This is a genomic window from Sphingomonas endophytica, from assembly GCF_001476895.1.
Classification (GTDB): domain Bacteria; phylum Pseudomonadota; class Alphaproteobacteria; order Sphingomonadales; family Sphingomonadaceae; genus Sphingomonas; species Sphingomonas endophytica_A.
This window is the reverse complement of sequence record NZ_LDTB01000204.1, coordinates 1-691: the sequence shown is the minus strand read 5'-3', so window position 1 is coordinate 691 and position 691 is coordinate 1. Positions and strand designations below refer to the sequence as shown.

Genomic DNA, 691 nt, shown 5'->3' with positions numbered 1-691 from the left:
GGCGGCCAGTTCGGCGCCAACTCGTCGACCGCGGGCGTCTACGCGGCCTGCGTGAAACTGCGGGAGGCGGTCGCGCAGAAGCTCGGCTTCAACGCCACCGACGCGGTGTTCGAGGACGGCGAGGTCCGCGCCGGCAACCGCGCCATCCCGCTGGCCCAGGCCGCCGCCGACGGCGAACTGGTGGCCGAGGACGCGATCGAGTTCGGCAAGTTCTCGAAGACGCAGCAGGTCTCGACCTTCGGGGCCCACTTCGTCGAGGTCGCGGTGGATGCCGACACCGCCGAGGTCCGGGTGCGGCGGATGCTGGCGGTCTGCGCGGCGGGGCGCATCCTCAACCCCAAATCCGCCCGCAGCCAGGTGATCGGCGGGATGGTCATGGGCACCGGCGCGGCCCTGATGGAGGAGCTCGCCGTCGACACCAAGCGCGGCTTCTTCGCCAACCACGACCTCGCCGGCTACGAGGTGCCGGTCCACGCCGACATCCCGCACCAGGAGGTGATCTTCCTCGACGAGGTCGACCCGATGTCCTCACCCATGAAGGCCAAGGGCGTGGGTGAGCTCGGCATCTCGGGGGTCGGCGCCGCGGTCGCGAACGCGATCTACAACGCCACCGGCATCCGCGTGCGCGACTACCCGATCACCCTCGACACGCTCCTCGACCTGTCTCTTATACCCATATGACCCTCACCAA

The 691-nt window shown here is 69.5% G+C and carries 1 protein-coding gene; it reads left to right on the top strand.

The window, feature by feature from the left end; translation table 11 throughout:
- The coding region (locus NS334_RS16745) for a molybdopterin cofactor-binding domain-containing protein (RefSeq protein WP_153002808.1) at positions 1–681 on the top strand (681 nt) is incomplete at its 5' end.
- Positions 682–691: the final 10 nt, after the last annotated feature.